General features: G+C 54.2%; 20 protein-coding genes and 1 tRNA gene. 11 read left to right on the top strand and 10 right to left on the bottom strand.

Annotated elements, in window-relative coordinates; translation table 11 throughout:
* Positions 1–58: 58 nt before the first annotated feature.
* A complete protein-coding gene (locus CEE69_RS15525) occupies positions 59–388 on the bottom strand; it encodes a pilus assembly protein (RefSeq protein ID WP_233215281.1) in 330 nt (109 codons plus the stop codon).
* Between CEE69_RS15525 and CEE69_RS15520 the strand changes: the two genes are divergently transcribed.
* The gene (locus CEE69_RS15520) at positions 381–608 is read left to right on the top strand and encodes a hypothetical protein (RefSeq protein WP_099261540.1); all 228 of its coding nucleotides are present in this window, start codon (positions 381–383) and stop codon (positions 606–608) included. The two genes, CEE69_RS15525 and CEE69_RS15520, sit on opposite strands and share 8 nt — an antisense overlap.
* Here CEE69_RS15520 and CEE69_RS15515 read toward each other — a convergent pair.
* Complete coding sequence (locus CEE69_RS15515) at positions 599–1,084, bottom strand: TadE/TadG family type IV pilus assembly protein (RefSeq protein WP_099261642.1); 486 nt, start codon at positions 1,082–1,084, stop codon at positions 599–601. The two genes, CEE69_RS15520 and CEE69_RS15515, sit on opposite strands and share 10 nt — an antisense overlap.
* A 181-nt stretch (positions 1,085–1,265) precedes the next feature.
* Here CEE69_RS15515 and CEE69_RS15510 point away from each other — a divergent pair, with 181 nt between their 5' ends.
* Positions 1,266–2,699 (top strand): prepilin peptidase, encoded by a 1,434-nt coding sequence (locus CEE69_RS15510; RefSeq protein ID WP_233215265.1) that lies wholly within the window; start codon positions 1,266–1,268, stop codon positions 2,697–2,699.
* Positions 2,700–2,714: 15 nt separating this feature from the next.
* Here the strand turns inward: CEE69_RS15510 and CEE69_RS15505 are convergent, their stop codons facing one another.
* Entirely contained in the window at positions 2,715–2,960 is a 246-nt protein-coding gene (locus CEE69_RS15505; protein ID WP_099261538.1) for a hypothetical protein, read from the bottom strand.
* Between the two features lie 163 nt (positions 2,961–3,123).
* Between CEE69_RS15505 and moaA the strand changes: the two genes are divergently transcribed.
* The 7 genes from moaA (at position 3,124) to CEE69_RS15470 (ending at position 10,207) form a co-directional block, all read left to right on the top strand.
* The gene (moaA, locus tag CEE69_RS15500; protein WP_233215264.1) at positions 3,124–4,134 is read left to right on the top strand and encodes a GTP 3',8-cyclase MoaA; all 1,011 of its coding nucleotides are present in this window, start codon (positions 3,124–3,126) and stop codon (positions 4,132–4,134) included.
* A 48-nt stretch (positions 4,135–4,182) separates the two neighbouring features.
* Positions 4,183–5,283 (top strand): stage II sporulation protein M, encoded by a 1,101-nt coding sequence (locus CEE69_RS15495; RefSeq protein ID WP_099261536.1) that lies wholly within the window; start codon positions 4,183–4,185, stop codon positions 5,281–5,283.
* Entirely contained in the window at positions 5,273–6,349 is a 1,077-nt protein-coding gene (locus tag CEE69_RS15490; protein ID WP_099261641.1) for a hypothetical protein, read from the top strand. The genes CEE69_RS15495 and CEE69_RS15490 overlap by 11 nt, the downstream gene beginning before the upstream one ends.
* Positions 6,346–7,185 (top strand): DUF4129 domain-containing protein, encoded by an 840-nt coding sequence (locus CEE69_RS15485; RefSeq protein ID WP_233215263.1) that lies wholly within the window; start codon positions 6,346–6,348, stop codon positions 7,183–7,185. Before CEE69_RS15490 ends, CEE69_RS15485 begins: the two co-directional genes overlap by 4 nt.
* Entirely contained in the window at positions 7,182–8,891 is a 1,710-nt protein-coding gene (locus CEE69_RS15480) for a hypothetical protein (RefSeq protein WP_099261535.1), read from the top strand. Before CEE69_RS15485 ends, CEE69_RS15480 begins: the two co-directional genes overlap by 4 nt.
* Complete coding sequence (locus tag CEE69_RS15475) at positions 8,888–10,036, top strand: AAA family ATPase (protein ID WP_099261534.1); 1,149 nt, start codon at positions 8,888–8,890, stop codon at positions 10,034–10,036. Before CEE69_RS15480 ends, CEE69_RS15475 begins: the two co-directional genes overlap by 4 nt.
* Before the next feature lie 97 nt (positions 10,037–10,133).
* Positions 10,134–10,207 (top strand) — tRNA-Arg (locus CEE69_RS15470).
* Between the two features lie 59 nt (positions 10,208–10,266).
* Here the strand turns inward: CEE69_RS15470 and CEE69_RS33670 are convergent.
* From CEE69_RS33670 to CEE69_RS33210, 4 genes are all read right to left on the bottom strand, one after another.
* Positions 10,267–10,947 carry a tyrosine-type recombinase/integrase gene (locus tag CEE69_RS33670; RefSeq protein WP_390179976.1) on the bottom strand — a complete coding sequence of 227 codons (681 nt, stop codon included), beginning with the start codon at positions 10,945–10,947 and terminating at the stop codon, positions 10,267–10,269.
* A 569-nt stretch (positions 10,948–11,516) separates the two neighbouring features.
* Positions 11,517–11,774, bottom strand: coding sequence for a hypothetical protein (locus CEE69_RS15460; protein ID WP_099261532.1), 258 nt, complete (start codon positions 11,772–11,774; stop codon positions 11,517–11,519).
* Between the two features lie 170 nt (positions 11,775–11,944).
* The gene (locus CEE69_RS15455) at positions 11,945–13,015 is read right to left on the bottom strand and encodes a hypothetical protein (RefSeq protein ID WP_099261531.1); all 1,071 of its coding nucleotides are present in this window, start codon (positions 13,013–13,015) and stop codon (positions 11,945–11,947) included.
* A gap of 143 nt (positions 13,016–13,158) precedes the next feature.
* A complete protein-coding gene (locus CEE69_RS33210; RefSeq protein WP_261341348.1) occupies positions 13,159–13,527 on the bottom strand; it encodes an HTH domain-containing protein in 369 nt (122 codons plus the stop codon).
* 350 nt (positions 13,528–13,877) lie between these two features.
* On the opposite strand from CEE69_RS33210, the gene CEE69_RS15445 reads away from it, so the two are divergent.
* A complete protein-coding gene (locus CEE69_RS15445; RefSeq protein ID WP_099261529.1) occupies positions 13,878–14,693 on the top strand; it encodes a hypothetical protein in 816 nt (271 codons plus the stop codon).
* Between the two features lie 125 nt (positions 14,694–14,818).
* Positions 14,819–15,343 carry a hypothetical protein gene (locus CEE69_RS15440; protein ID WP_099261528.1) on the top strand — a complete coding sequence of 175 codons (525 nt, stop codon included), beginning with the start codon at positions 14,819–14,821 and terminating at the stop codon, positions 15,341–15,343.
* A gap of 61 nt (positions 15,344–15,404) precedes the next feature.
* On the opposite strand, the gene CEE69_RS15435 is transcribed toward CEE69_RS15440, so the two are convergent.
* The 3 genes from CEE69_RS15435 to CEE69_RS15410 form a co-directional block, all read right to left on the bottom strand.
* Positions 15,405–16,703: an MBL fold metallo-hydrolase gene (locus CEE69_RS15435; RefSeq protein WP_099261527.1), complete on the bottom strand. Its 1,299-nt coding sequence runs from the start codon at positions 16,701–16,703 to the stop codon at positions 15,405–15,407.
* 778 nt (positions 16,704–17,481) lie between these two features.
* Positions 17,482–18,525 carry a helix-turn-helix transcriptional regulator gene (locus CEE69_RS15420; RefSeq protein WP_099261524.1) on the bottom strand — a complete coding sequence of 348 codons (1,044 nt, stop codon included), beginning with the start codon at positions 18,523–18,525 and terminating at the stop codon, positions 17,482–17,484.
* An 870-nt stretch (positions 18,526–19,395) separates the two neighbouring features.
* Positions 19,396–20,244, bottom strand: coding sequence for a RecB family exonuclease (locus CEE69_RS15410; protein WP_099261522.1), 849 nt, complete (start codon positions 20,242–20,244; stop codon positions 19,396–19,398).
* Positions 20,245–20,279: the final 35 nt, after the last annotated feature.

Raw genomic sequence — 20,279 nt, 5'->3', positions numbered from 1 at the left:
ACAAAACGTTGGAAAGGAAAGCGAATAGGGTCCCCCCGGACCAGATTCAAAACGTGATTCAGTTGCTGGCTTGGAAGAAGCCGTTGTATCGTTCAGTCTGCATCGTGGCCGAGGAAGTCAACTCGACGTTCCCCAAAAACATGGGTGCAAACAGGGCGACATCGTCGAGACTCAAACTTACTGTGACAGTGACCTCTTCGGTCTCATCATTGATTGGTGTGCAGTCGACGTCGTAGCCGCTACTGAATAGCGACTGCATGATGGTTTCAGCTTCTGCGATCGCTTCCTCCGCGGTTGCACCGGGAACGATCGCGGTTCGTGCGGCGTAGTAAGCGGCGTCTTGTGCCAAGTTGCGGGCCATGTTCATGCGAGCCAATTCCATGCACATAAAAATGGTCAGCAACAACACGTTGCAAACCATCGCGAATTCCACCAACGTCGCTCCGTCACGATTGGATGCACGACGAGATGCAACGCGACAAGGTCGCGCGGGTGCTTGCGAGACGCAAACGTCGCTGCGTCGTCGGGATTTCCGCGACGTTCGTTTGTGTTTCGGTCGAGCCACTGTGGCTGCGTTTGGTTGGATCATGGAGTGGGCCTACTCTTGATTCTTGAATTCTTTACGCATCGTGATTCGATGCGATATCTGTAGGTCGTTGTACAAACCGGCTGGAGCGTACAAGTTGCCCGCCGCGGGAACGGTGACCACGATCGTGACGTGTTCCAAGGTGTCCGCGTTGCTGAACGTGCTGTTTTCGAACGCGACCGAGTCGCCTGCGTACTGAACACCGCGTTCGTCTAAGATCTCCGCCACACGAGCTCGCACGGCAGCGTCGGTTCCGCCTCGATTGATGCCGCGACGGGCACCTTCGTAGGCCGCGATCGCGACGGTTTCTTTCAAGAAAAAGATCGAGCAAAGATCAACGGTCGCGAAGGTGAATGTCAGCAAAACTGGCAAGCAAAACGCGATCTCCGCCGTCGCGGTTCCGCGACGAGGCTGATTCTGGTGACCTCCGGAACGCGCCCGGCCGGCTGTGAGAAAACCGGGACGCGTTCCTTTGGAGGTGTGATTGACAGGATTCATGATGCGGGGCTTCAAGGCGTTGACGGCCAGTGATGATTGCAAATCGGTTCTCAAGGAGGACCTCTAACGGAAACCTAGCTTTGAAAATGGACGTGGGCGTGAAAAATCTTTCAAAACCTTCTAACCTCTGCGCAGGTCCACGTTTTGTGTGCTGCTTCCCACAACTGACGGCAAAGTCCGCATGATTGATTTGACCTTTCCCTCACCTGTCGTTGATTCGATGGCAGCGACGTTGAATGCCTCGCAGGCCATTTTTCAGAATGCGCCGTCGTTGGGCTTGCTCGGGGAAATCACGCCCAATTGGTTGGCGGGTTGGATGGCAGCGTGGCTATCGTTCTCGCCTTCCGCGCAAACGCTGGTTTTGGCGTTGCTCGGTATCGTCGGCGGTGCACTGGCCAATCACATCATCCCGACGTGGTGTTGGTATCCCCGCCCGATCTCGCCCTGGGTCAATCGAGAGCGTTGGCCGCTGCTGCCAAAATTTCAATCGATCTCCGACGCGTTGCCGGCCCGAACTTGGATGGATCGCATCCCGGTGATCGGGTGGATTCGCTTGCGACGAGAATCCGAAATGTTCGGTCGTTGGTTCTGGATCCGGCCGATGCTAATCGAGTTGTCACTAGCGATCGTTTTGCCGCTCATGCAACGTGCTTACTTGGCCGGGCAATTGTTGCCCTCGGGAGTCATGCCGGCAACGATTGCCGCGTGCACAGATTGGATGGCGTTGCTGTTCTTCATTCATGCTGCGTTTCTGATTTGGTTGGTAGCGGCGACCTTCATCGACTTTGACGAACGCACAATCCCTGACTCGCTGACCATTCCCGGGACGATCGTCGCACTCATCGTCGGGACGATCACGCCGTTCGCGTTCCTTCCTGGATTGGTGGTTGCCAATTCAGTCGAGGGAATTGCACCGGTCCTGGCCAATCACCCGTACGGGCTGTCGCCGTTTTGGAGCAGCCCGAATGGCCTGTTCACTGGGCTGCTGATCTGGGCCGTGTGGTGCTTCGCTTTGGCGGATCGACGTTTCTATCTGCGTCGCGGATGGTCCAAGGCCTGGGGATACTTTTGGTTTGGATTGACCCGAAACCCATCGTCGAAGTTTCTGGTGGCGACGTGGTTGGTTGGCTCGCTCGCGATTATCTCCGTCTACCTGAGCAGTCCAATCGGATGGATCGGGCTGATCACGTCGCTCACGGGTTTGGCCGTCGGCGGAGGAGTCATCTGGGTCGTGCGATTGGTTTGTGGTTGGGCGATCCAAATGGAAGCGATGGGGTTCGGCGACGTCACGTTGATGGCCATGATCGGCGCCGTGATCGGATGGCACGGCAGCATCCTGGCGTTCTTCCTGTCTCCGATCGCTGGGCTGCTCGTTGTGATGGTGGTCTTCGTTATCAATCGAGACCCGCGAACTCCATATGGACCTTACCTGTGCGTCGGCACGTTGCTGGTCGTTTGGTTCTGGGATGACGTCTACAACGCTCGTTTTCGAACAACGCTGTTGTTGATGGGCGACGTGTTGCTTTGGATGGCGATCGTCATGCCACCGGTTTTGGCGGGAATGATGTGGGTCACGCGAAAACTAAGACTGAGATTCATCCCGGATCCGGAATGAATCTCGCTGCGAGCTTCAGAACAGCGTCAGCAAAAATCCGCCGACGAAAACGGCCAGCACCACCCAAACGGTCAAGTGCCACATCGGACGACCGCCCGCCCAATCCCTTCGATCGGTCGAATCCGGAAATTCGCGAGCCAAGAAGTCATCGTAGGATTCGTCATCCCAGTCCACGGAATACTCTTCGCCCTCGACGGCGTCCTCGTCCAGTTCATCGTCGTAGCTCGACTGCCACGAATCGTCGTCCCAATCGTTGCTCATCGAATCATCATTCTCGCTTGTCGGTCACTTTCAGGACGCAATCTCTCTGTCGCGTTTTTCGCCGTCGCGGGTTGGTCATGGACGCCGGGATTGAAAACACGTTGACACCACATTCAATTTCTTCCGCATCGCGTCATTGAACCGGGCCGGTTACCCTAACAACATGACCGATCCCATTGCATTGGTCGATCGCTTTGGTCGACGCCACGACAGCCTTCGCATCAGTATCACGGATCGTTGCAACATCCGTTGTTTCTACTGCATGCCTGAACACGATGCGGAGTTCCTGCCCCGCAGCGGCGTGTTGACGTTCGAAGAAATCGAGCGACTAGCGGGATTGTTGGTGCATCGTTGCGGCGTTCGAGACATTCGAATCACGGGCGGTGAGCCTCTGGTTCGCCGCGACTGCGTCGATTTGATTGCGATGCTGGCGAAAATCGATGGTTTGGAAGACCTATCGATGACCACCAACGGAATGCTACTCGGCGAACACGCGGCTGATCTGCGAAAAGCCGGTTTGAAGAGGCTCAACATTTCTCTGGACACATTGGACGAAGCCACCTTTGCCAAGATCACTCGCCGACCCGGTGTTGCCCGAGTCATGGAAGGAATCGACGCGGCAATCGAAGCGGGGTTTGAATCGATCAAACTCAACGCGTTGGCAATTCGCGGGATCAGCGAATCCGAACTGGTTGGATTGGTCCGTTTCGCGATCGGAAAAGGCGTCACGCTTCGCTTCATTGAATTCATGCCGCTGGACAGCGACCGAGCTTGGCAATCCGATCAGGTGCTTTCCGGAGACGCTTGCCTGAAACTTCTCTCCGATGCATTTGGCAACATCACGCCGACGGGCCGGGAAAATCCATCGGCACCGGCGGAAACGTTCACACTTTCTTGCGACGGCCGGGAGGGCACGATCGGAATCATTCGCTCGGTAACTCGTCCGTTTTGTGGCGATTGCAACCGTTTGCGATTGACCGCCGATGGTGGGCTGCGAAATTGTTTGTTCGCACAATCCGAGACGCCGCTGCGTGACGCCATGCGAAGCGGGTGCGACGACGACAAACTGATTCAAAAGATCCAGCAATGTGTGGGCGAGAAACACGCCGCACACGGCATTGATTCGGATGATTTCCGCCCTCCCGATCGTGCGATGCATGCCATCGGAGGCTAGCCTGCCGGGCCCACCCCCGAACCAACTTCGTTCGCTATAATCGCTCGCATGAACATCGCCAAACTGCTCGACAAACGACGATCGAACTGGGGCGAATTGGAACGTCTTTGCGAGGCGATGGAAGTTCGAGGACGAACGGACAAGGCTGGGCCACAGTACAAAGGGGCCGCTGGGATCGTTCGTTTTGCATCGCTGTATCGCGGTGCGTGTGCGGACTTGGCATTGGCCGACGCGTACCAATTGCCTCCCGCCACGGTGACTTACTTGCACCGTCTGGTCGCGCGTTCCCACAACCAGCTGTATCGCGCGGGCAAATTTGAACCGACCGGTTGGTTCGACATGATTTTTCGTGTCGCTCCTCGTGAGATCTACGGCGACAACTGCGTGCGAGTCGCCACGTTGGTGTTCTTTGGTTTGTTCGCGCTCTCGATGTATTTGGGCTACCAACAAACACTGTTCCCCAACTTTGCCAACGTCGTCGTCGGTGAAGCTGGCTTGGAAAACATGGAAGAGATGTACGAAATGGAACTGGTCGGCAGTCTCGACCACTACATCAGCATGTCCAGCTTCTACATCATGCATAACACAGGCATCGGGCTGAAGTGTTTTGCCTATGGAATCCTGATCATTCCGTGCCTTTACATCTTGGCCAGCAACGCGGTGACGTTGGGCACGGTTTTTGGCTACATGGCTCGAGAAGACGTGGCCAGCCGCGACAACTTCTTCGAGTTTGTGACCGCCCACGGCCCATTCGAATTGACCGCGATCGCGTTGTCCGCCGCTGCGGGTCTGCGTTTGGGGCTGGGTCTCTTCGCAACCAACGGGCTCAGTCGCGTGGACTCCGTCCGCCGGTCCGCCGTCCGTGCGGTTCCAGTGATCTCGGCCGCAGCGACACTCTTCGTCCTCGCGGCATTCACGGAAGGCTTTATTTCTCCCAGCCCACTGGCGTACACCTTCAAAGCGGCTTGGTCGGTGATGTCCTCCAGCATGATCAGTTTTTACTTCGTGGTGCTAGGCTTCCCCGGCAATCGAGACCATCGCTCTCTTCGAGGAACATTCGACACAATTCTGGATGACCGTGACGGTTCCGATTCGCCCCAACAAGCCGACCTGAATGGTGGCGAAGGCGCGAACGTCCGTGCAGCTTGATCGCACTCATATCGCTATCCGAGTCCGTTCGCTTTCGGAGATCGGTGACCTGGCCCTGTTGATGATCCGTCGTTATCCGGTGGCGGTGACGCGTGCGTTCTTCGCCGGAGCCCTACCTTGGATTGTGATCAACGCTGTCTTGCTGTCGTTCCTGCCTCTGCGAATTGCGGCCGACGAATTCTTCACCGAAGATTCCATGTCGGATTTGATCCGATACTCGAGCTGGATGATGGTGCTCGTCGTCCTGCAGACTCCGTTGGCGGGCGCGTTCTCAACGTACTATTTGGGCCAAGCCGTATTCGAACAGAAACCGACATTGCGACACACTTTCGCGGAAGTCTGGAAGCTTCGCTGGCCGCTGCTTTGGGTGCTTGGGTTCAAGCGACTTGCCATTCCAACGACATTGTTTCTGTTGTTCCGGATCGACACCGACGCGGATGTATTCGTCGATTTCATGCTCCCATGGATGATCGTGATCCTCGCCGCTGTGATTCGAAGCAATCGTCCGTTCGTCCCCGAAATGCTTGTTCTGGAACGTTGCCCACTTCGTTCGACTTCACCGCACGTCATCACGCTTGGGCGGCGATCCAAGGGATTGCACAGCCCCATGGCCAGCGAACTGGGCGGACGTTTCCTCACCGTCGCGGGAACCTCGCTCGTCTTAGTTGGCTCCGTCTACTATTCGATGATTTGGATGCGCGGAATCGCCTCGTCAAACTGGTCCACCGATCTGGTCGCCATGGTCATCTTCTTCCCACTGGCCCTGTGGATCGTCGCAGCGTTCAGCGTCGTCGTTCGATTGCTCGGTTACTTGGACGCTCGAATTCGCTTGGAAGGTTGGGAAGTGGAATTGGCGATCCGCGCCGAAGCCATCCGCCAATTCGGCGAAGATGCCATGACCGGACAGAACATATCTTCTCGTGGGCAGGGTTCTGCTCAAACCAAAACGCCATCCCAAACGCCGGCACCGAGCACTCAATCGTCGGAAACAGAAGAAGCCATTTTGGTGCCGGACAACGACCCGGACGCCAGCGCGGCCTCAGTCGAAATCGAGGTTCGTCCATGATGAATCGACTTCGCTCGCCACGGCCCGCACGAGCAATCCTGTTTTGCTTCGTTGTCCCGTTTCTAGTCGGAATCGTTCCGGCTCCATCACTTGCAGCTGATTCCAGCAAAGAGGCGAACCTTGCGTCGCCGGTCGAAGGTTCCGTTTGGTTTGACGAAGACGCCGGTGAACTCGTCCCAGTCGAAGTCGACGACCAGCAAAGTGAAAACGAAAACCGAGACAGCCGATGGACCGCGGTCAGGTCCAACAAGTCCCGCACCGCACCAGCTGCTCCAGCTGCCGCGACAAACACGGGGTTTTCCTTCGCCCGACTATTCGGATGGTTGATGCTCGGCACCTTGCTGGTGGGACTGGTGACCTTGCTTGCCTGGGTGTTCACCAACAGTGACTTCGACTTCACTCCTGGTAGCGTCGAACAGTCGCTGCTGACCGGAGAACAACTCGATCGCCAGACCCGTCAACGCATGGAGCACTTGCCCGAAGCTTTGCGGGATACAAGCGTGAACCCGCGTGCCCAAGCCGAACGGTTGATGCAAGCGGGCCAGTACAACGAAGCAGTCATCTATCTGTACGGCCACCAACTTCTGTTGCTCGATCGAGTCCACTGGTTGCGATTGGCTCGCGGTAAAACGAACAGCCGCTACGTCCGAGAAACAGTGCGTTCGCAGCCCGATTCCGGTCAACGGTTGCAACAAACCGTGGCGGCGTTTGAACGTGCGTACTTCGGTCGACACGATCTTTCTCAAGCCGAATTCATACGACTTTGGCAATCCAACGCGAAGCTCGAACAAGACATCCAGTCAGCCGATTCCGTTCGCAAACCGGGGGCAGCATGAACGTTCCCTCTCCAAACGCGTTCTCCAGACCGACATCCGCGGATGCTTCCAAGATTGCATCCTCGCGGTCTGACTTAGTGCGTGGTGTTGCGAACAAGCTGAGCGTCGCGTTGCTTTTGCTTTGCGTCTCGCTATCTTCCGGCTGCAATCGCCTGTACACGGCCTACGGCAAAACCGATGGAACGATCGGCAAGAAGAGCCTCAACGGCTTCGGTGCGTTTCGCAAAGCACTGACGGACGACGTTGGCGAAACCGAACGTGCTGAGTTGGGCGAAGGTTGGGGCGAAGCCGAACTGCGTTCTCGCAATCTGACGCGTTTGTCTTCGCGAGCCTACCAACACGATGCGATTGTTTGGGTCCCCACCGCCTGGCCACCCGCGAACCCGGTCGAGATCTCCGATTGGATGACCAAGTGGTTGCGGAGCGGCAACCGCACCGTCGTGTTTATTGTTCCAGATGAAGGCAGCACGGAAGCCTACTGGCGAGAGGCTTCGAAGTTGGCACCTCCGGAACAACGTTTGGAGTATCGCCGTCGATTGGCACAACAGATTAACCTGCGTTTGCTGGAGGACGTTCGCCGCGACGACATCACGGTCGGAAAGTACTTCACCGCTCGCAGTTTGTCGGCACGTCAGAACATCGATGATCGTCGAATCGTTTCCTACGATTTGGACGACTTCGACTCCTCTCGCGATGTGGCAGCGAGTTCGATCTTTTCCAACGTCAACGTCGCGGTGACGACTCCGTCCGAAGATGATTCGATCGAAGAAGCCGTCGAGGAGGCCCCCGAAGACGAAGAGCAAAACGACGAATCGGAACTCGATGCCATTTTTGACGAATCTGAAACGGACGATGACTCTGCCGAAGAAGATGTCGCGGAGGAAGACTCCGCCGACGCGCAAGCCGAACCGCCCAGGAGCAGTCGGCCCTCCCATCAATTTGAATCGTTGGCAAAAAGTGATGGTGTCACCACGCTCGCCCGCATCACGCATCCCAAGTGGAAAGACTCACGGATATTGGTGGTCGCCGGCGGCGGGATGTTGACCAACTTCGCAATGACTGACCAACCGGCGATCGCAATGGCGGAGCAAATTCGCAACGAGATTCTGTCGACGGCCGAAGTGGGCAAAGACGAACGAGTGAGCTTTGGCTTTCTTTCCAGCGACCAATATTTTGTCGCGATATCGGATGCGGAACCGGGTGCCCCGTCGCCAACCGGAATGGAGATGCTGACGACTTGGCCGATCAGCCTCATCACACTGCACGCTTTGTTCTTGGGTGTGGTGATGTGTTTGATGTTGTTGCCCACTTTTGGACGCGCTCGACAAGTCGTCTATCATCGATCCACGCACTTTGGAAATCACCTCAGCGCGATGGCGATTCTGATGCGTCGAGCCGGTGGGATGGACTTCGCCAAAGAAAAGATCAACCATTACATGCGAGTCGTTCGCGGCGAACCAGATTTGTTTGTCGTCCAAGACAAGCCTCCAATCGCCACCAACAACACGACCGCCAAGCAAGCGGATAAGCCTGACACCAGTTCTGGTTCGAGCGAGCCACCAACCTCGACCGGTTCGTCGACCGAACCCGATTCAACCGCCACGCCTGATCCGTCGACGTCCTCCAGTCCAACCTCCGGCGCACACGTCGCCACATCGTCACTTGACCCGCCAGTTCCTAACGAGCCTGCTGAGAAGTCGCCTTGAACGATTCTTCCTTGCCACCGATCTTGCCCGAAGACAACTCCGGTCCCGGCAACCCTGGCACCGACAACCCTTCGGCCAACCCGCCCGGTGCTCCGCCATCACCTCCGGAAATGTCTGCGCCGGCGGACCCAGCGTCACACATCGCGGTTCCTGAAGTCGCGACTCAACAGGCACCTCCGGTCTCACCCGAATTCGCCAAGATCAAACAACTGTTCGAATTGATCCAAGCCGAAGTCGCGAAGCTGTATGTCGGACAAGACGAACTGGTCCTCGGAACATTGACCGCTTTGTTCTCGGGAGGACACGTGTTGATCGAGTCGGTCCCTGGTTTGGGCAAAACCCTGTTCGTCCGAACGCTCGGGCGGATCTTGGGATGCGAGTTTGGACGCATCCAGTTCACCGCCGACTTGATGCCATCGGACATCACCGGTGCACCCGTTTTCGACATGCAAACGAGTGAATTCCGATTCCGCGCCGGGCCTGTGTTCACGCAGTTGTTGCTGGCGGACGAAATCAACCGATCGCCGGCCAAGACACACGCGGCGTTGCTCGAGATAATGCAGGAGTATCGCGTCACGATTGATGGGACCAGCCATCCGGTTCCCAAACCGTTCCTGGTTCTGGCAACACAGAACCCACTCGAAAGCGAAGGCACATACAACTTGCCCGAGGCTCAACTGGACCGCTTCATGTTCAAGTTGATGGTCGACTACCCGTCGGCGGTCGAAGAAGCCGAGATCCTGAAGATGCACTCGAAGCAAATCGACTTCGGCCATCGGTTGGAAACCGAGATCCAACCGATCACCAATCCCGAGATAGTCCAAAAAGTCATTGCGACGTGCAGCAACGTTCGCGTGGAAGATCGTTTGGTCGAATACATCAACTCGCTGATTCGAGCGACCCGGTCCTGGCCAGCGTTTCACATCGGCGCGTCGCCGCGAGCAGGAATTGCGTTGATGCAATCTGCACGCACCATCGCCGCCTTTGCCGGCCGAGATTTCGCGGTTCCGGACGACGTGATGGAGATCATCCTCCCCGTTTTGCGGCACCGAGTCTCGTTGACCGCGGAGGCTGAAATTGAGGGTCGCAGCGTTGATGACGAATTGCGGGCCATGATTCGAGGAATCGAAGTCCCGCGGAACTGAAAGTTGGTCATTCCCCCTTGCGAGAAACCAGACCAGCCGATATTTTCACGCCCTCGCGAGCGACGCGAAAGCGATTCGCCGCTGACGAATTGAAGAAGCACCCCTAGCTCAATTGGATAGAGCATCGGTCTACGAAACCGAAGGTTACTGGTTCGAATCCAGTGGGGTGTACTGCACTTACGTCAAATGGCCCTCTCGACTGTACCCAGGTACAACTGTTTGGGCTTTTTTCATTTGTTGTCTTCAGATTCGGATGCTTCGTTCCGCAAGGTGCGGCGGAGGGTCTCTGCATCTTTCTGAACATCGCCCGGTGCGTAGTGCCTGCGGGTGGTCTCCCAGGATGAGTGCCTCATCACTCGACAGATCACTAGCGGTGGTACTCCGGCATTTCGAAGTCGATCCCCGCAGGACCGTCTTAGGTCGTGTGCCGAGGCGAACTTGATCTCAACTCCGGTTGTGGGATTTGCCGGTGCAACCTCTACCTTGGCTCGTTGCCCGATTCGGCTAATTACTTTGCCTACCCACTCAGCGTCGGGCCGTTGGTGTCGTACCTTCCGACCAAGTTTCAGGTGCAAGGAGAGGGGATCAAAAACCCAACCCGTTCGATCCTTCTCGCGAACCTGCACTAGCAGTCTCTCAAAAGCAGGAAGTAGCGGAATATCTTCTTCGGTATCGTTCTTCTGCATTGGGGCTGGGATCTCCAACACTGGTAATTTGCCCTCCGTCCATTTCGGCCGAATGGTCCCAGGCTGATCCCAAGAAACGTGCATCAGCTCATCGATTCGCAGTGCTGATTCCCAAAGGCCATGAAGAATGAACTTCCATGAGTCGGCCGCTTCATCACCCACCTCAGCCGCGGTGCAATCCAGCATTTTCTTAAACTCGGCCTCTGTGATAGGCCTTCCTTTCATTGCTGAGTTCTTGGACACCTTGATCCGGGGGCGTTTGGGCCGATCCACCAGCCAGTCTTGGTCGTACGCCCAGTTCAGGGCTGACACGATACTCTTCATGTAACCACGAACGGTGTGCGGTGACCGCGGCTTCCTCCGTCGACTGTGCTCGCCTGCCAAAAGTCCGGATTGAAGCCGTTGTAGTGAAGCAGGCTTGGCCATCTCTCCGAGTGTCTTGGGCTTGATGATCTTGGTTGCAATATCCAATCTGCTTTCGGCATCTTTCGCGGAACTATCCCGGACTGATTTCAGGTGAAGTTGACTGTAGTCTTCTCTGAATTCTTCCCACGTCATCCCTGGACCTCGGACTTTGTTCTGGTTCGATCGTACGGAGATCCCAAGCAAGAGCTTTGCTTCGATCTCGTTCTTCAGTTGTTCCGCTTCTTTCATGTCCTGGCTTCCAACAGAAAGTCGAACTTCCCGTTTTTCAGTAGGACAAAAGTACCGAACTTGAAGAGGACGGTTTTTGGGTGCTGCAATCCGAACCTTGGGAGCTCTTTTGTGGTTGGCTACTTGCTTTTTTTTTGCCATCACTTAGCCTCCTGTGCAGCGGTCGAAGTAGAGTCAACCTGTCCGCGTGAAGCGTTGGGGGCGGAGTTGACAACGTAATCGATCCAGTCACTCCCGAGTATGAATCCCTGCTTGTGTAGGTAGTGAACCTTGAGCCCTGCACGGCGGGCGGTACGCAGGGTGGCATCAGCTACCCCGAGCCGCCGCTTGAACGCAGTAAGCGTGTACAGTTCTTCCGGGTTGATGACGCCGAGAATGGAGTTGTCTGTCGTCTTCATGGGGTGAATACCGTTATTTAATGGGATGTTGGCCTTACACCCTTTGCCTGGCTATTCACTTCTACCCGACTAAACCGCTGTTTTGCTCTCGCACTCCAAGCGACAGTTCATCGATCCCGCGGTTTGCTCTATTCAGATTTGTTGCTGACTGAATATTCAGCGTGGCTACATCAACGGCTCATCTCACTTTCGATCAAAGCTGACAATTCATTTTGGACTCGGCTGACCATGTTGTCCAAAATGTCTGCGAATCCAGGTAAGCCGGGACCAGCAGCCACCATTTCGAGGTATTGGTTCCAGCCACCTTCAGGAAAAAGTCTTTCTGCTGCTCTGTGGACTCGGGACAGGAGTGCTTTTCTCTCTTTTCCCTCCTTAGGGTCAGTAACCCAGGCCAGTTCAATTGCCATCTGAGCCTGCGTAAGCGGTTCGGCTATCTGCTGGTAAACGTGAAGACGCCGAACTTCCTTGATTAAATCGAGTTCATCATTTTTCAAACGGAGATTGCGTTTGGCGGAGGGTCGACGTGACTTTATTTGTTTGGGAGCTACCGGTCCGGGCTGGTCGAGTTGAAACAAAACGATATCTACCGCAGCGAGCGATGCCTTGATAAAGCCTCCGCAAATGGGATCGCCGAGAAGGTAAGCGACGATCATAGCTGGAACATTGCCCTCCTCCCGCTCAATTAGCTGCGGCCAAGCGTTTGGTGTACTCACTCCTTGGACGCAAAGTATTGCATCTCGTGGATCGAACGCATACGACCCCGGCCAGTCATTCCACGCGGTATAGCTCCGTCCGTCCACGCTCCCGGAACACTCAACCTCTGCTTGCAGGTACCATGCTTCGAACTTCCACGCCAAGTGGTAAACCAGCCCGCTCCACAAGACCAGATCACGCTCTGCTTGGCCCATACCAAGCGGAACCGCGAGTTTAGGAAGGTACGGTTCAGGTATATTTCTCACCGAGGAGAAAATTCCAATCAGAGACTTGCGAAGTGCCTCGACTTCTTCATTGCCGCCCCAGAACATGTGAGCGTGCAACTGGCAGCCCGGTGATGGGATCTCGATCGTCCTATCCAGCCGGTCGCTCATGCAGGCCGGCTCCAAGCCGCTAATTGCCTGAGTCAGGTCTGAGGCAGCATGATCTAACGACAGGACGATCGCATGGAAAATCTCATTTCCAGATTCGTACTGTGTCACAAGCTTGCTCTTGAGATCCAAAAACGGCCGTTTCCATTCAGTCATCGCCAATTTTCCACGAGAAGTCCCAAATCCCCGGCAGGCTATCGATGCCTGCAGACGCCCAGGATAGCAAGAATGCGACGGGCTGGAGTGACGTCGAATTTTAGAAACGACGCACGCTTTCAACAGGCGGATGCCGCCGGAGGCTAGTCGGCAACTTTGTTCTCGCCTGCAGTGGAAACTGAGCGTTTCAGCATTTCCAAAAACTGGGTTAGTGACTCAGCAAATGCTTCGCCGTCTTCAATAAGACGCTCGGTGGCGTCCTGAAAGGACTCTTTGTCATTCGCTGCTTGTGGCTCACACTCAGGATTCAGAACAGCGTTTTCTGCAAGCGAAAACTTGAAGCCCGGACGGATTCGGTAGGCTCGGAATTTCTCGTCGAAATACCAGGGGACCCCGGCCATGCTGAGTGTAGACAACATTCGGTGAATAGTTCGCTGGGAACATTCGAGTTCCTCGGCCAATCCCTTGGCGTCCCACCGTCCCCGACCAGAAATCAGGTGCAGCACCTTCATCAGATTGGCTAGTCGAGCACACTGACGTGCTCGCCTTTCGGCGTCACTCCGTTCTCTTGGTTGCTCGTCTAGGTTTGCTTTCTTTGCCATCCCGTTTCCGTCGATCACATTCCCCAATTTGGACGTCGTGATCTTCCCCGGGGACGTCGCAAACGGTGGGTCACACCCTCTGGCCAACTGTTGGCATTCTGTTTGGCCCGGCTTTTGTTGGTCTTGAAGCACTCTTGTGACGCAGGACCAATTGCACTGTGACCCGCAGTTGGCGTTGGGAGGTGTGACAATCTGGAGCTAACGGAACCCGCGTCTTGTTATTGCAGGTTCGTAACCCGCAAGCCTCCACTGGAAGTGCAATGAGTCTGTTTGATGGCTGCCCTGAAATTGTTGATCGACACTTGCGAATCACGGATGAGTGGGCTGGAATCAAGCCTCGCTACATGTCTCCTACTTCGCTGCTCCAAATGGAGGAAGAAAATCTTCCAGACGGTCGAGAACTTGCTTGTGATCTTTTCGGTCAGATGATGCGGAATTGGGGAGCAGCGGGATGTCCTTCAACAAGTTCAAGACAGAACTGGCGATTCACAAAGAACGTCAAGTTCGATGACAAGGAACGTGGACCGGAAGTACCACTGGAGCGAACCATCTCCCGAATGACGGGAGAAGACTGGGCGAATCAAATTCCAGTTGACTCTGGTCTGCTTGGGAAGAGTGGCAAGACCTTAGACCTCGCTGGTCTTGATGGTAACGTACTTGATTTGGTTGAGTTAAAGGTCGATTCCAATACGCCGCTGTCGGCTGCAATTCAGGTTCTGATTTACGGGCTGACCAACGTATTCTTTCAAGTCAACCGTGATCGTCTGTTGCCAAAGGGATTGGAAAGCAAATCACTTGATCCCAAACAACTTCAGCTTCACGTGCTTGCTCCGGTCTCATTTTACTTTCGTTTTGAGAAAAAGAGTTCGTGGCTACAGGCGTTTGAAAAAGCGATGTGTGAAGGTGTCATCGAGTTCTCTAACCAGTTTCAGTGTGCAGATTACCCTCGCGTCGTTCACTTCGGTTTCTTGGGTTTCCCGACTGATTTTTCTTGGGATCAATCCCGTCACAACGATGAAACTTACCGGTCGGCAGTCAAGAACGCTTTTGACCAACGAAGCCAGTATTACTCTTGATCTATTGGTGCCCGGCTTCTGTTTCGATCGGTTGGTTGGTGCCTGCAATTCTGAACCACCCCTGGCCCAGCCTTGTCAGCCTCCCGTGGTATTAGTGTTGGCTTCCCAATTTCACGAGGTTGTTGATGTTGAAGAAGAAGTGGCAAAGCCCTTGGCTGATCGGTGTCAATTCAGCTATCCGAACTGCTGTGGTGACCAGTCATCAGCACCATCGCCATCACTTGGCTTTGGAGAGAGGGCTGCCTTTCGGCGGTGCCTATTACTGGATTCCAGTCCCGGATGGAGCATGGACGGTTTTGGTTTTTCCCAACGCCTTTTATGAGGGTGGCGAAGCCGGTCACGTTGAGATCTGGGAAGAAGTGATCCGCATTCTTACAGGGCTGCATCACCTCAAGGGGAATGAACTAATCGAGCAGATTGGGAATTGTCCCTACGGGTTGCCTCGTGGCCGCGTTGTTCAGATGGGTAGTGGAAATTGGGGTGTAGCTCATGGCGGTGATCACCCTGTTGGAACTGATCTTGAATCAACAGTTTGTGAAGCGTTTTGTTTGACTGAAATTCAACCGAGGTTCTTCTTCGATGAACACGAACAAATGCTGCCTGGGGACCAAAGTCTTGTCGAGTCTTCACTACTCTCTAGTAGCGATTAGTGGAGGCCCGAAGCCTAACTGCAACACCACTCGATCACCTGCCTTGGTCGATCCAGCAAACCTAGATCTTGATTGATTCTCCGTCCGTCGCAATTGTCACATTCTCGAAATGCTCTTTAAACGTCTCAGGTTCAAAGCTGTGGATAGGGATAATTGTCTTCGCGTTCATCGCTTTAGTGAACGTCACGATGTCCGATGACAGGGCGTGCCCGCTGGTGTGAGCGTGGGTAAATTTGCCATCACTTTCAGCGAGAGCGTTCTTTACGTCCCGCCAATCAGGACGTTCGCTGTACCCGTGCCATGTTGAGTAAAGGCAATGTGTTTGAGAAGGAAGACTTCCATCGAAGTCAACCAACATGCTTGCTCGAAAAACCATGACGTACTTTTCGGGTTCGTCCAAGATTTCAATCATGTCGATTTCCGAGTCTCGGAATATTTCGTTCGCCCGGTTGGTTCCCCGACGCTCGATTTTCTCTTTCAAGTTGCCGGGGAAGTAGACCCGTCCATGACCCGTTTTGAGCGGGTTCTCAATCTTAGCGTCTGCACTGATGAGATGAAGAACGAAGGCCGTGTACGCGTCGGCTACAAACGTTCGGTTGTTCTGCTGGGCAGCCCGAATAAAGGCTCTTAGCCGATCGATGTTCTGCGGTGAAAACGATGCCAAAACCAATCCAATTGAGTTTTCGACCTGCCGACCAATTTGAATTCCAAGTTGTTCCTCAGTGACATTGTTTCCATCTTCGAAACCGAAGTGAGTTCCCTCCACGATCAGGGCATCTAGACTCGTGTTGCCAAGTGCTTCGATGATTTGTTTGTGTTCGTCTGGCCGTCTTCCGTGAAGCCGCAAATCTCCAGTGTAGAGAATTCGCTTTCCATCGGCTTCAACCAGAAACGAGAGGCAGCCGTGGATGGAATGGTCCACCGGAAAGGCAGTCACGGTGATGTCACCTATCGTGATAGCTTGCCGTGGCTTCACTTCCTTAAAACGATCCCTGGGAAGCTGTTGTTGATTCGCGTACACACCTCCCGCCAGCATCATTTTGCTGGTTCCCTTGCTCGCGTAGACAGGGATGAAAGGGTTCGTGTGTTTGAGCAAACCAACGTGATCAAGATGGGCATGTGACAGAAATATGGCATCTGGCCGGCCATCCCCATCGAAGAGCCCGAGAACCTTGGGAATGATTCCTTGGACTTGAAGTTCTTCGGTCGTCAGCCGGCCCAAGGTGAACCCGTCGTGCGTCTGTCCATGCTCGTCGAACAGAGGCATCCCAACGTCAAGGATGATCCTTGTTTCGCCAGCCTGAACCTCGATGCAGTTCCCCCCGACTTCTTTACTTCCCCGGAAGATGGTCAATTGCATTGGCTGTTTTAGCTCATGGTTTTAGTGTTGCGAATGAATTTCGAGAAAAGCCTGTCGCTCATCAACTACGACCTTTCTCTTCCAAGTAGTACAGAAAACAAAAAACCAAGATCAGATCAACAATGCCGATTGCCCAAAGAGCAACTGAGTTTCCTGGTGCCAATTCAAAGTACCAACTAAAAGGAGCGACAATGATACAAGCGGGCAGGCCGAAAGGTACCATCAGGAGTAAGACCGCGTACCAGAAGAATCCGTAGGAAGCAGCGTCGGGACGGTTTGGTGGGAGATTGCTCATTGATCATTTTGCCTCGTCAGCGAATTGAGTTCATCGGAAGAAAGAAGTTTCCGAGGTTGCGGTGATACGTCTCGTTTGTCCTCGTAGAGGAATGGTTCAACACCGCACGGTTCACCATCATTCGTACTTAGCCAGTCTTGAATCTCCGAAACGCGTTCGAGGAAAGCTGCTTGAGTCTTCCAAGGGCGAGAAGCAGTTGGTAGTGGTTCATGTCCCTCGTAGATCTTCGCCAGCATGGTGTTGTCAACAATCTTCATAACCCGGATGAAGTTCTCGATTGCACCATTGCTGAGTCCGAGATCTCGGAATTTTGTTTCTGCCGTCCTCTCAATCGGCTCGTTGAAGTTGAGCGTTTCAAACAGGAGACGTTTTGTGAAACAAGCTTCGTCGTACGTCAAAGGTGATTGGTGATCCATCGTTTTGCGGAAACTGAGAAGCGTGTGACTGCTGAACTATCTACCCGAATGAACCGACCAAGTTGGGTCAGGTCTGCCTTGGCACTATCAAGTTCATTTCAACACCTTTTTGTAAGGAACCAATAATCTTGGTTCGCAGTTCTTCCGGCCCGACAATCTTGACCTTCCCTGTCCACCCGAGAATCCACCTTTGAATTTCTTCGAGTCCATCGACCGTGAATTTCAATGTCAAGCTTCCATCGCGGTGCTTTTTCGTTGTCTGCGTGTGGTGCCAGTTAGTTTCCAAAACCACCCCAGCAACTGAGGCGTCGAATCGAAGTTCCACGTCGCAACTCTTCGCCCCACGCAAAACAGACCATGCGTTTCCGAGATATTTCCGTAGATCAAAGTCCTTCGGTCGGTCAGCGATGGCTTCGGTTTGCCGTAGACTTATGAACCGGGCAGCTCGAAAAGTCTTGGGTTCCGTCTCGCCTTCGATGTGACCAATGACGTACCACGCCTGTTTGACCAAACACAGCCGGTAAGGATGAATCGTCAGTTTGACTGGTGAGTCTTCGTAGGGTGATTCGTAAACTCCTTTGACTTGATTCGATCCCAGCAAGGCAAGTTGGATTGTTTTCAGGATCTCCCCGTGCTTGCTGTGGTCCGCGAGTTTCAAATCGAACACCTCCACCAAGCTCATGGCGTCAGCGATGATCTGTTTGGTTTCATCCTTTGAGGTAGAAGCTAACCGAGTGGTCGTGGGTGAAGCCCCAAGTCCGATATCGAGACCAGGTGCCTTACTGATGGCGGTTGCGACTGCTTGCCCAAGAGCCTCTTCGTTCGTGAGCATCAGGGTTGGGAATCGGTAGTCTGACCGCACCCGATAACACTGCTCCTCTTCACTGAAGTAAAAAGGCACTCCACAGAATTCGAGTACGTTCAGGTCTCTGTGGACGGTCCGATTCGAACACCCCAGTTCTTTCGCAATCGCACTCACGTTCCATCGGCCTCGTGACTGAATCAGATTCAGGACATGAAGAACCCTGGCGATACGCAGGCTCTGTCGAACTCGCCGATCTCCGTCCGGTCGTTCTGGGATGTTCTTCTTCGGTCCCGTTTTCTTTGCCATCGTGATTTTTGGTTCCGGTGCTTTTGGGGTTTACCCATTGGATCAAGGATGACGGACAGAGGTGGGTCACGCCCAAAATTTCATGCGAGCGGGAGTGATTGAGGTTTCTGAATCGAACGTGGGCGTTTACTCCGAATTTGTTTCGTCTTTAATTCGAGATATTCGCCGATTTGGCACGAGATTCTTCTTTCGGCCCCTGTCATAAATCGAGCATTTTTTTCCAAGATTTCCGTGATCCCGAGGTAGTTCGATGCTCCGATCACAGGCCCCTCGGGAAGCTCGATAAGTTCGCTTCCCGAGGGAATGGACTGAATCAATCGTGTTCGGTCCCTGTATAGGTCCACTAGCGGATGTCCCAATTTTGGTGCCAATAGAATCAGCCCAAACCTTCTTCGTTCACCGTGGAATAGTTCCCCTTCTCGGAACCAGCCCGCCTGATGAAGTCCGACCCTGAGGTTGCGAATGAGCTGGTCTGATGGAAAGGCTTCCGCTCCGTTGGTTCGGCTGGTCGTCCTTGACACGTCCGATCCGAGTTTCATCTCGATGAAGATAGTTGTCGCCGGATTCTCCCATCGGATTTCAACGTCCACTTCCGTATTCCCCTCACGCCAGGGGAGCAGTTCCGGTGGAAAGGTCGGTTGTCGGGACCAGAGTTTGATCTCGAGGTTTCGATAGATTTGCTGCCGGTACTCGTTGGTGCCGAGTGATCGGTTGAGGAAGTCAGGAAGCCACCAGCGTGGGTCGATGAGTTGGAGCTTTCCGAAGAGTTCCCCTGTCACGACATCTTCGCTTGTTTCTCGAACGTTGAGCGGGCAGTGAACTGTTCCTCGCTCGGCCAAGTCACAAAGGCATCCCGCCTTTTTTCCAAGTTCAACCAGCACAGACCACCTCACGTTCCGCATGGGCTTCTTGCTCTTGCTTGATCGTGGAGCTACTTGATTTCCACTGACGGCATTCTTCCCGAAAGGGACACCCCGAACAGTTCATTGGGTTCTCGATGGGATAGAAGATCTGATTCTCGACTGCCTTTTCAACATTCTTTGCCACATCTCCGAGTCGGTCCAAATCCTCCTGGGATCTCGATGTTTTCAGCCTCTGAATCTTCGGAGTGTTCGTTTTCGTGAAAACCACGAACTCAACGGACACCCATCGGTCCATCGTTGACAGGGCTGACTGCGTGTAGCAATTCGGCTGGAGCGAGCTTTCCACGTCAAAGTTGGAGTACGCTTTTGCCGCTGTCTTGAACTCGGTGACCTTGGTTTGCTCAGGTGTGCCAGAGATCAGATCGCACGTCGCGGCCAAGGGGCGTTCCAGAATATTGCCGCTGCTGTCGCACAATGGAACCAAGACTCGCTCCTCGACGGCAATGATGTTGGCTGGTGGTGTTTCTCTGGAGTACAGTTCCATCAGGGCTTGGCCTTTTCCGATCAAGTCCGAAGCCGATTCTTTTGCCTTGAACGAGACCTGCTGGCGTTCGGTCCGAACTTTCCATGAACCCATGAAGTCGGATTTCAGATTCTGTTCCGATGCTTCGCGGCCCAATTTGATTCGTTGGTGATGAACAGCCAGAGCATCGTGGATGGCTGAACCAAACACGAGGCTGCTGCTGACGGACCTTCGAGAGATTTTGGCAATTCGCTCGAAGTAGAATTGCAGTGGGCATCGTCGATACTGACTAATCGAACTGAAGCTCCAGTGCGGACGCTTGATGGGTGTCATGGATGATCTCAGCGAATGAAGAGTGAGCGAAGCGT

Origin of the sequence: Rhodopirellula bahusiensis (assembly GCF_002727185.1) — a bacterium.
GTDB classification, from domain to species: domain Bacteria; phylum Planctomycetota; class Planctomycetia; order Pirellulales; family Pirellulaceae; genus Rhodopirellula; species Rhodopirellula bahusiensis.
This window is presented reverse-complemented; position numbering and strand designations above follow the sequence as displayed.

Excerpts from the sequence above, each read along its gene's own strand:
- CEE69_RS15455 (WP_099261531.1), bottom strand. The coding sequence starts at position 13,015 with ATGACTGAATGGAAACGGCCGTTTTTGGATCTCAAGAGCAAGCTTGTG.
- CEE69_RS15480 (WP_099261535.1), top strand. The coding sequence starts at position 7,182 with ATGAACGTTCCCTCTCCAAACGCGTTCTCCAGACCGACATCCGCGGAT.
- CEE69_RS15510 (WP_233215265.1), top strand. The coding sequence starts at position 1,266 with ATGATTGATTTGACCTTTCCCTCACCTGTCGTTGATTCGATGGCAGCG.
- CEE69_RS15460 (WP_099261532.1), bottom strand. The coding sequence starts at position 11,774 with ATGAAGACGACAGACAACTCCATTCTCGGCGTCATCAACCCGGAAGAA.
- moaA (WP_233215264.1), top strand. The coding sequence starts at position 3,124 with ATGACCGATCCCATTGCATTGGTCGATCGCTTTGGTCGACGCCACGAC.
- CEE69_RS15525 (WP_233215281.1), bottom strand. The coding sequence starts at position 388 with ATGTGCATGGAATTGGCTCGCATGAACATGGCCCGCAACTTGGCACAA.
- CEE69_RS15505 (WP_099261538.1), bottom strand. The coding sequence starts at position 2,960 with ATGAGCAACGATTGGGACGACGATTCGTGGCAGTCGAGCTACGACGAT.
- CEE69_RS15485 (WP_233215263.1), top strand. The coding sequence starts at position 6,346 with ATGATGAATCGACTTCGCTCGCCACGGCCCGCACGAGCAATCCTGTTT.
- CEE69_RS33670 (WP_390179976.1), bottom strand. The coding sequence starts at position 10,947 with ATGAAAGGAAGGCCTATCACAGAGGCCGAGTTTAAGAAAATGCTGGAT.
- CEE69_RS15435 (WP_099261527.1), bottom strand. The coding sequence starts at position 16,703 with ATGCAATTGACCATCTTCCGGGGAAGTAAAGAAGTCGGGGGGAACTGC.
- CEE69_RS15445 (WP_099261529.1), top strand. The coding sequence starts at position 13,878 with ATGAGTCTGTTTGATGGCTGCCCTGAAATTGTTGATCGACACTTGCGA.
- CEE69_RS15520 (WP_099261540.1), top strand. The coding sequence starts at position 381 with ATGCACATAAAAATGGTCAGCAACAACACGTTGCAAACCATCGCGAAT.
- CEE69_RS15440 (WP_099261528.1), top strand. The coding sequence starts at position 14,819 with ATGTTGAAGAAGAAGTGGCAAAGCCCTTGGCTGATCGGTGTCAATTCA.
- CEE69_RS15410 (WP_099261522.1), bottom strand. The coding sequence starts at position 20,244 with ATGACACCCATCAAGCGTCCGCACTGGAGCTTCAGTTCGATTAGTCAG.
- CEE69_RS15495 (WP_099261536.1), top strand. The coding sequence starts at position 4,183 with ATGAACATCGCCAAACTGCTCGACAAACGACGATCGAACTGGGGCGAA.
- CEE69_RS15515 (WP_099261642.1), bottom strand. The coding sequence starts at position 1,084 with ATGAATCCTGTCAATCACACCTCCAAAGGAACGCGTCCCGGTTTTCTC.
- CEE69_RS15420 (WP_099261524.1), bottom strand. The coding sequence starts at position 18,525 with ATGGCAAAGAAAACGGGACCGAAGAAGAACATCCCAGAACGACCGGAC.
- CEE69_RS33210 (WP_261341348.1), bottom strand. The coding sequence starts at position 13,527 with ATGAAGGTGCTGCACCTGATTTCTGGTCGGGGACGGTGGGACGCCAAG.